General features: G+C 30.8%; 6 protein-coding genes and 2 pseudogenes. 5 read left to right on the top strand and 3 right to left on the bottom strand.

Features of this window, described 5'->3' with window-relative positions; genetic code table 11:
- Nucleotides 1–41: 41 nt before the first annotated feature.
- Both CD032_RS03240 and CD032_RS03235 read left to right on the top strand, forming a co-directional pair.
- Nucleotides 42–248 (top strand): annotated as a pseudogene (locus tag CD032_RS03240) (EamA family transporter); the annotation flags it as partial.
- Nucleotides 249–523: 275 nt separating this feature from the next.
- Nucleotides 524–1,855 carry a TcaA second domain-containing protein gene (locus CD032_RS03235; protein ID WP_052437217.1) on the top strand — a complete coding sequence of 444 codons (1,332 nt, stop codon included), beginning with the start codon at nt 524–526 and terminating at the stop codon, nt 1,853–1,855.
- Between the two features lie 358 nt (nt 1,856–2,213).
- Here the strand turns inward: CD032_RS03235 and CD032_RS03230 are convergent, their stop codons facing one another.
- Nucleotides 2,214–3,638, bottom strand: a complete 1,425-nt coding sequence (locus CD032_RS03230; protein ID WP_019469778.1) for an APC family permease — start codon at nt 3,636–3,638, stop codon at nt 2,214–2,216.
- Between the two features lie 295 nt (nt 3,639–3,933).
- Nucleotides 3,934–4,233 carry a hypothetical protein gene (locus CD032_RS03225; RefSeq protein ID WP_019469777.1) on the bottom strand — a complete coding sequence of 100 codons (300 nt, stop codon included), beginning with the start codon at nt 4,231–4,233 and terminating at the stop codon, nt 3,934–3,936.
- Between the two features lie 386 nt (nt 4,234–4,619).
- Here CD032_RS03225 and CD032_RS03220 point away from each other — a divergent pair, with 386 nt between their 5' ends.
- The 3 genes and pseudogenes from CD032_RS03220 (at nt 4,620) to CD032_RS03210 (ending at nt 7,006) form a co-directional block, all read left to right on the top strand.
- Nucleotides 4,620–4,856, top strand: a complete 237-nt coding sequence (locus CD032_RS03220) for a FeoA family protein (protein ID WP_040030384.1) — start codon at nt 4,620–4,622, stop codon at nt 4,854–4,856.
- Nucleotides 4,849–6,844, top strand: a pseudogene (gene feoB / locus CD032_RS03215) (ferrous iron transport protein B). The gene CD032_RS03220 and the pseudogene feoB overlap by 8 nt, the downstream one beginning before the upstream one ends.
- Before the next feature lie 12 nt (nt 6,845–6,856).
- Entirely contained in the window at nt 6,857–7,006 is a 150-nt protein-coding gene (locus CD032_RS03210; RefSeq protein WP_071562293.1) for a FeoB-associated Cys-rich membrane protein, read from the top strand.
- A 647-nt stretch (nt 7,007–7,653) separates the two neighbouring features.
- Here the strand turns inward: CD032_RS03210 and CD032_RS03205 are convergent.
- A partial coding sequence (locus tag CD032_RS03205) for a BCCT family transporter (protein ID WP_103211164.1) occupies nt 7,654–8,763 on the bottom strand: 1,110 nt, incomplete at its 5' end.

Below are 8,763 nucleotides of genomic sequence, written 5' to 3'. Positions count from 1 at the left end.
GAACAATTTAAATTTAATTTTTGAATTACATTTTTCATACTATATCCTTCTTTTTCTTTATTGAAAGTTTAAATTACTTATCAGCAAAAGAAACCACACTTTTCGGCACAATCGAACCTGTTATGGCCATATTAGCAAGCGCGCTTTGGCTTAATTTAACATTTCATAGTTACCAACTTATTGGTATTCTACTGATTATCGTCCTCATTTTAGCTTTATCATTAAAAAAACAACGTAACATAGAATAAACAATTTAATTTGTATATTATAAACAATAAATAACTTATTTATATATGAAATACCAACAAAAATCAATTTTATATTAATTACATATTTATAAATATTTTACAATTCAATTTATATAATTAAACAGTTAATATCGGGCTATTTATTTAAATTTCGAGGCGATTATTTTAGATATTTGTATTTAGTAATATCAGTTGTTCAAAGAAATGTTCAATTTTGTTTAAAAAGAGAGACATTGTTGAAAGAATAAATTCAATCCATATTGGGAGGAAAAGTAATGAAGTATTGTAAAAATTGCGGGGCCCATGTAAAGAATAATCAAAAAGTTTGTACACAGTGTGGCCACCCACTTCAAAATCAAAATAATACATCAAAGCGAAATAAAAAAAAGTATTTAGTAATAGGTATTATTTTAACTATCATCATTCTTTTAATTATTTTATATAAAATCGTTGCTGCAAGCTTATCGCCAGAGAGTGAAGCTAAAACAATTTCTGAAGATTTAAAGAAGGGTGATACTAAAAACTTATCAAATCATTTAGTATTCAATGATAGAAGTTTGAATAAAGATGAAGCAAAAGCTTTTTATAAATATGTTGTTGATGCTGATAACCCAGAAAGAATCGCAGATGATATTGAAAATAAAACCAAACAGATGACAAAAGATAAATCGGACACTGCTTCAGTAGATATCAACGATACGGAAGTTATTCATATACATAAAAATGGTAAAAAATATGGTATTTTTAATAATTATGACTTCGAAGTTTCTAAGCAAAAAGTTTCAATCACTCCTGAATCTGATAGTAAAGTTACATATAAATATAATGGCAAAAAACATAAAATTAAATTATCTGAAGATGAATCTAAAACCTTTGCAACATTACCATTAGGAAATTATAAATTAAAAGCTCAAAAAGTAGTAAACAATGAAAAATTCGATGGGCAATTAATTATCACCATGTCTGATGAAAATGAAGTTCAAGAACAATTTAATGAAAAATATCTCGATATTAACATTGATGATAGCGAACTAGACAGCGATACTCAAATAGATTTATACATTAATAATAAAAAACTGTCCGCTCAAGATGATTATGATAGTTATTTATATGGTCCATACAAGCCAGATGAAAAATTAGAAGTATATGCACAAGCACATGTTGATGACAAAAAATTCAAATCTAACGTAGTTAAAGCACCTAAACCTAAGAAAGAGAATGAACCAGTACCTATTGATTTGTCTTTTGACAATGAAAAAATAAAAGCGAATCAAGAAAATAAAGATATTAAAGAAAATGTTCAAACTTTCATAGAAGACTATACTGAAGATTTGAATGAGGCATATGAAGAAGAAGAATATAGTTATATTTCTAGCTATATAAAACATGGCACTGACACGGCTGACCATATGAAAAAAGTAGTGGAATCTGGTGACGAAGCAGATTATTCAGATCCAAAAGTCGTTAAATATAGTAAAAAAGGTGACACAATTACAATTGAAGTAGAAAAGCAAGATAAAGATGATCAAACTATCCATTCACAATACGTACTTGATTATGATGATTTATTATCTGATTTTAAAATCAAAGACTATACTGATATTTAAAATAGCTAACTCAATTTACAAAACATGATATATAAACTTATAAGCTGTTATGATGGTTAGCATTATATTTTTTATCCTACTATCAATTAATAATAGCTATAATACTTTACACACATTTAAAAACGCTCTCTAAAATAGACACTAAAAAGTGAAAATTTTAAAGAGCGTTTTATTATTTTTAAACAAATGATAAAATAAGTAACAATTCGCTTACTATGGTTGAAACTATACCTATTTCTGACTCATTCATTAAGTATTATTTATTTATGAAAATCAGTATAGTTTTATTTTAAATTTTGCATTATTAAAGATTTATAATTTATTTACTCAACAACTTAAAAATCTCATCTTTAACATATTAATTTTTGATGTTTTTAAGATTTTTTAAAATATACAGTACATAATAAATGATGCCGATACAGAACCAAATTAATGTATAGATTTTAGCCTGACCACTTAATCCCCAGAACACAATAAATACACAAATAAAAATAATCACTGGCATCACTGGGTAAAATGGCAATTTAAATGCTGGTTCTGGTAGGTCATGACCTTCTCTTTTACGCAATGAAAAAATACCTACTGTAACAAACATAAACGCTACAAGCGCACCAGCTGAAATTAATTGTGCTAAAAAGCCAAATGGAAAAACAGAGCCAATAATAATTGCAACAATCGATAGTATAATTAATGCACGATTTGGTAAATTTTTATTATCTAATTTTCCTAACCAAGACGGTAAGATACCATCCCTACCAAACGAATAAAGTAAGCGAGAACCCGCCATCATCATACCAATTAAAGCAGTAAACATACCAATTACTGAGACTGCCTGCACTATGACCGCAACAGTACTATGTCCACTCATACGTAAAGCCCAACCTACTGGCTCAGCATTATTTTTATATTGCGCATAATCAAACATCCCTACTAATACAAGTGAAACGACGATAAACAATGTAACTGCAATTAGTAAAGAACCTAAGATTCCTCGTGGCATTGTTTTTTGCGGATTAATCGCTTCACCAGAGTTTGAAGCAATAGAATCAAACCCTATATAAGCAACAAAAATGACAGAGCTACCTGCATATATACCCTGCCAGCCACCAAATGCGCCTGCTGCAGTTTCACGATACTCTGGAATAAAAGGTATGTAATGACCAATATCAATGACTGATAAGCCTACGATTATAAACAAGAGAATAGCCAATACTTTAAGTATCACAAGTGCATTTTGAACACGTGCCGCTTCTGACGTTCCTCTGTATAGCAATATCGCCGTTATAATCACTACGATAGCTGCTACTAAATCAATGATACCTCCGTCTGTACCGAGAGAGTTAGATAATGAATTAGGTAATGATATATGAAAAGGTTCTAATAAACCTCTCAAATTAGCTGAAAATCCTGATGCTACAAAAGCCACCGCAATTAAATATTCAGCAATTAAAGCCCAACCTACAATCCATCCAAAAAATTCTCCAAACAATATACTAATCCATGTATATGCTGATCCAGCAAAAGGCATAACAGATGCCATTTCTGCGTAAACAAATGCTACCAAAGCTGCTACAATAGCTGCTACTAAAAAGGACAAACTAACTGATGGACCTGTGTGATCAGCAGCTACAACACCTGGCAATGTAAAAATAGCAGTAGAAACAATTGTACCTACACCTAAAGCTAAAAAGTCTCTTATTCTTAATGTGCGCTCTAAATGAGCATCTTTATTTTGAAATTTAGCAATATCTTCCTTTTTGAAAATTTGTTTTAAAAGATTCATCAATTTTCTCCTTGTTAATAATGTACAAACACGTATTACAGTATAGTGATTTTTAATTGTAATGTACATATCCTTTTAAAAAAGAATTTTTAATAAATTTTTGGTTATTTAATTTATAACTATATTAGTTTAATTTTTTGTTAATTCTAATGTTTTATACCTTAATTTAGCGCACACTAAGTCTTATCTGTATTTAAATACAAAAAAGACTACCGATACAGCTGTTAAATAGCTTTATCAATAGTCTTAATGGTTAACGTTTAATCTTTATTATCTTTGGTTACAAATAAATTATTTATGATCTCATTCGGTTTAACACTTCTTGCTGAATTGTCTTTAATGCTTCATTATAGTCTTTATTCGTACTTTCCTGTGCATTGATAATTAGGAGTTCAATCAGTTCAGCATTATTTTTTTCACTTACTTCATGTTCAAATTGATGTAAGTGTTCCTCAGATGTTTTCGCATTTTGCTTTTCAATTTGATAATATTGGTCAGCTCCCAAACCACCTTCTTCAATCATGACAGAAATCCCACTTGAGCGCGTTTCATTTAAACGTTTTACTTTTATGCGTTTATTATCACGGATAACCATTTGAATCCCTCCTATCTCAATATGTAATTCAATTTTAAAAACACATATTTTTATATAACGACTAATGATTTATATCCGAAACTCAAAAATTTTGAACAACAGTCAATCATCAAACCATCTTTTGGACTAAGGGCGTGTCATCTCATATTTAGTAAATTATTATTTAACTCAAGTGTAATATTACTTCTTCATGATAGCAATTTCTTTGCTCAATGATTTGCCTTTTTATTTTTTAAAATCAAAAAAACAAAGTAATATATGTTACAGGCAATAATGCTTAACAAAACATTCACAGAATTATATTAAAATTTACTTCTATTATATTTGACATAATAGTATAATTGATAATGATTATTATTATCTCATTATAAGAAAGAGTGAGTTTTATGTTAAGCATAAAAAGTGGAGACTTAAAAAAGAATTACAAAATTAAAGAAATGAACATTAAAAATCAACACATGCGTCATCGGTTAAATGCACTTGGTTTAGTGAATGGTACGAAGTTAAAAATTAAACAAAAGTGCTTGTTCAAGGGCCCTTGTATATTAGAAGTGAATGGTCAATGTTTAAGTATTCGTGGTTGTGATGCATGTCAGATTGAATTAGAGGAAGCCAATGACTAATAGTTATTGTATTTTAGGGAACCCTAACGTCGGTAAAACATCTTTATTTAATGCATTGACTGGCACATACGAATATGTAGGAAACTGGAGTGGTGTAACTGTAGAGAAAAAAGTAGGTCGCCTCAAACAGCATATTGGAGACCTAGTTGATTTACCAGGTATTTATGAATTGTCACCTATATCAAAAGACGAAATGGTTGTTACTGATTATTTATTGAATAGTCAATTTTCTGGCATGATCAATATTATAGATGCCAGCCAACTCAAACGTAATTTGCAGCTTACAGTTCAACTCATGGAATTAGGTGCACCTTTAATCATTGGATTAAATATGGTTGATGTTGCTACAAAACGTGGTATTCGTATCAACCAGCAAGCACTTATGAAAAAATTAAAATTGCCACTACTACCTATCATAGCAAGAAATGGTAAAGGCACACATCAATTATTAGATTCTTTGAAAGACAATGGCTTATCAAAAAACAGACCATTAAAATTAAATTATGGTAAGCATATTGAAGCTACAATATCACAAATTGAAGCACATTTAACATCTAGCACCTCTATTGATAAACAATTAGCACGTTTTATCTCAATACAATTTTTATTAGAAAATCCAAAAATTCATGACTTTTTAGATGACGCTGTTTTGAAAGAAATAACATTATTGCGTCAAAATTTATCAGAAGAATTAGATAATTCTATAAGGGATGAGATACAAGCAATACGCAATACATATATAGACAATATTTTAAAAGATACGGTTGAATATCCGGATGAAGAACGACAATATTTCACGCATCGGATAGATCGCATTTTAACAAATAAATATTTAGGCATTCCAATCTTTTTAATCATTATGTGGTTGATTTTCCACGTTACCTTCACTTGGATCGGTACACCTATATCCGATGCATTAGATGAATTTTTAGGTGGAACCTTTACAGATACGGTATCAAACTTGATGGATAAATTAGGTCTCGTTCCATTTTTACAAGATTTAATCAATGACGGTATTATTGCTGGTGTAGGTGCAGTACTTGTATTTGTGCCACAAATACTGGTCCTTTTCTTCTTTATTTCTCTGTTAGAAGACTCTGGTTATATGTCTCGTATTGCCATATTAATGGATCGAATTATGGAATACTTTGGTCTTAGTGGTAAATCTTTTATACCAACGATTATAGGATTTGGATGTAACGTGCCAAGTATCATGGCAGCACGTAGTATTGAAAGTGAGAAGGAAAGACTTACAACGATTTTGATTGCACCATTTATGTCTTGTTCTGCGAGATTACCCGTTTACGCATTGTTTGTAGGTGTGTTTTTTGAATCTCATCAGGCACTCATCGTCCTAAGCTTATATGTACTTGGTATCGTTGTCGCTTTATTAACAAGTGTACTATTAACGAAAACAGTATTAAAAAATGATGATTCTGTATTTATCGTTGAATTACCTACTTATCGATTACCATCAGTCAAAACACTATGAAGAAGTACATGGGAAAAAGCTAAAGGTTTTGTTAAAAAAGCAGGAACATTTATCTTTGCTGGTTCGGTAATTATTTGGTTATTGAATTATACCGGTCCTGGCGGTTTCAATGTAGACGTTAATGATAGCTTTTTACATTCAATTGGAAGTTTCTTTGCTGTATTAGTTGCACCATTAGGATTTGGTTCATGGCAAGCGGGTGCTACATTAATACCTGGATTTTTAGCAAAAGAAGTGATCGTTAGCTCGATGGCAATTATCTATGCATCAGACGAAGCTGGTCTTGTAAACATTATACAAAGTCTATTTCACACCATTATCAGCATATTCGTTTATGATTTTCATCTTGCTATATATACCATGTTTATCTACAGTAGCAACCATTCGCAAAGAAACATATTCACTTAAATGGACTGTACTGGCTGTAGCATATCCATTAATCACTGCATATTTACTTTCGTTTGTCTTTTATCAAATTGGACTATTATTTTATTAAGGATGTGATTTAATGACGATTATTATCAATGTTGTTATCTTTCTAGCTATTATTAGTTATGTTGTTTTTACATTATTCAACTTTTTCAAGAAAGCTAAAGCAGGTAAATGTAGTTCTTGTGGCTCTAAGCGTGGGTGTCATACAGGAAAGAAAACATTATGACTTTCTATCACTTTTGATAAGTTCATCAATTTTTATGAAAGTGACAGCATACTCAAATCTTTTTATGTTTTTCATTCACATCAAAAGATAAATAGGAAGATTAATATCTCTGATTAAAACAAAAACGTCAATTTCTATTACAATGATAGGCATTGACGTTTGTTTTTTTACTATAGAACTTAGTTACTCATTGAGGAATTACGTTCCATTGTAGCAATTTTTGTGTTGTACTGTTACTTGTAGAATTGACATTCGCGAACAGTGCTACAACTTAATCCGAACAAGCATGCACGATTAAAATCATAATTTTTTATTTAAAATGAACGCATTCATCATGTGTATTCATATTAAATTATATCTTTTGTTTAATTAAAAATATGATTTTCTATTAGTTCTATAAGTTAAATAATACGAAGCTTTTCTCTATTGTATTAAAATACATCAATTATAGAGATTTTGCATCGTGTGGACGCCCGGGGTAATGATATGGACGAGAGACTACAGGCTCGAGCCATATCCCCAGGCAAGCATGCACGATCAAAATCGTAATAAATTACATTTAAAAAGGACTAATCCGTTTAAAAAACGAATTAGTCCTTTATTTTGAAATTGCAGTTTATGTTCCAACTATTTCTTATATTTAATAATTATTCTGATTTGTTGTCGCTTCTATTTTCTGCAATTCTCGTATATTCTTTGAGTCTGTGCTTGTTAGGTGATAATGTTAAACCTAAAAACTTACGTTCTTGGTTGGCATCTTTATAGAAACTAACCATCATACAAAGCACGATGATAGAGAATGGTAAGGCAGTCATGATTGCCATATTTTGTAGCGCATTTAATCCATTATCTCCACCTGAGAATAGTAAAATAAATGCAATCAATGCTTGTGCAATTCCCCAGATGACTTTAACTATTACGGATGGGTTTAATGAACCAAATGTTGTTTGCATTCCTAATACGAATGTCGCTGAATCGGCTGACGTAATAAAGAATGTTGCTATTAATAGCAACGTTACAATGGATAACACAAAGCCTAATGGCACCTCATTAAACACACCAAATAATGCAGTTTCTGGAGGCATATCAAATATTTTTGGTGTTTTTTTCGCAGTCTCGATACCTAAGACACCAAATGCTGCAAACCAAACTAAACTTACAAGTACTGGTGCTAATAAAACTCCAGAGACGAACTCTCTAATTGAGCGTCCTTTAGATACGCGTGCAATAAATATACCAACAAATGGACTCCAACTGATCCACCAAGCTAATTGGAAGAACGTCCATGATTTCATCCATTCATTTTTTTGTGGATCTAATGGTGCCGTATCAAACATGTTAAATAATAACGTGTTTAAATAAACTCCTGTAGAACTTGTTAACATATTTAAAATAAGAACAGTTGGTCCTACAATAAGAACAAATAGCAATATGAATCCTGCTATGCTAATATTTGCATTGCTTAAATATTGGATTCCCCGACTTAAACCTGACCATGCACTTATTAAAAATAATATTGTAACAATCAGTATAATAATACCTTGCGTCACAATATTATTCGGAATATCAAATAGGTAGTTTAGACCACCTGCGATTTGCATAGCGCCTAAACCTAGTGATACTGCTACCCCGCCAATTGTGGCAAAGACAGAAACAACATCAATAATTGTTCCTAAGGGGCCATCAACTTTATTTCCGAAAATTGGACGTAATGTTTTTGAAATTAATGCAGGTTCATTTTTTCTAAATTGGAAGTA

The organism is Staphylococcus cohnii subsp. cohnii (assembly GCF_002902365.1).
Classification (GTDB): Bacteria; Bacillota; Bacilli; order Staphylococcales; family Staphylococcaceae; genus Staphylococcus; species Staphylococcus cohnii.
This window is presented reverse-complemented; position numbering and strand designations above follow the sequence as displayed.

What these genes read in the sequence shown, in the direction of transcription:
- CD032_RS03225 (WP_019469777.1), bottom strand. Translation starts at nt 4,233, where the DNA reads ATGGTTATCCGTGATAATAAACGCATAAAAGTAAAACGTTTAAATGAA.
- CD032_RS03220 (WP_040030384.1), top strand. Translation starts at nt 4,620, where the DNA reads ATGTTAAGCATAAAAAGTGGAGACTTAAAAAAGAATTACAAAATTAAA.
- CD032_RS03210 (WP_071562293.1), top strand. Translation starts at nt 6,857, where the DNA reads ATGACGATTATTATCAATGTTGTTATCTTTCTAGCTATTATTAGTTAT.
- CD032_RS03235 (WP_052437217.1), top strand. Translation starts at nt 524, where the DNA reads ATGAAGTATTGTAAAAATTGCGGGGCCCATGTAAAGAATAATCAAAAA.
- CD032_RS03230 (WP_019469778.1), bottom strand. Translation starts at nt 3,638, where the DNA reads ATGAATCTTTTAAAACAAATTTTCAAAAAGGAAGATATTGCTAAATTT.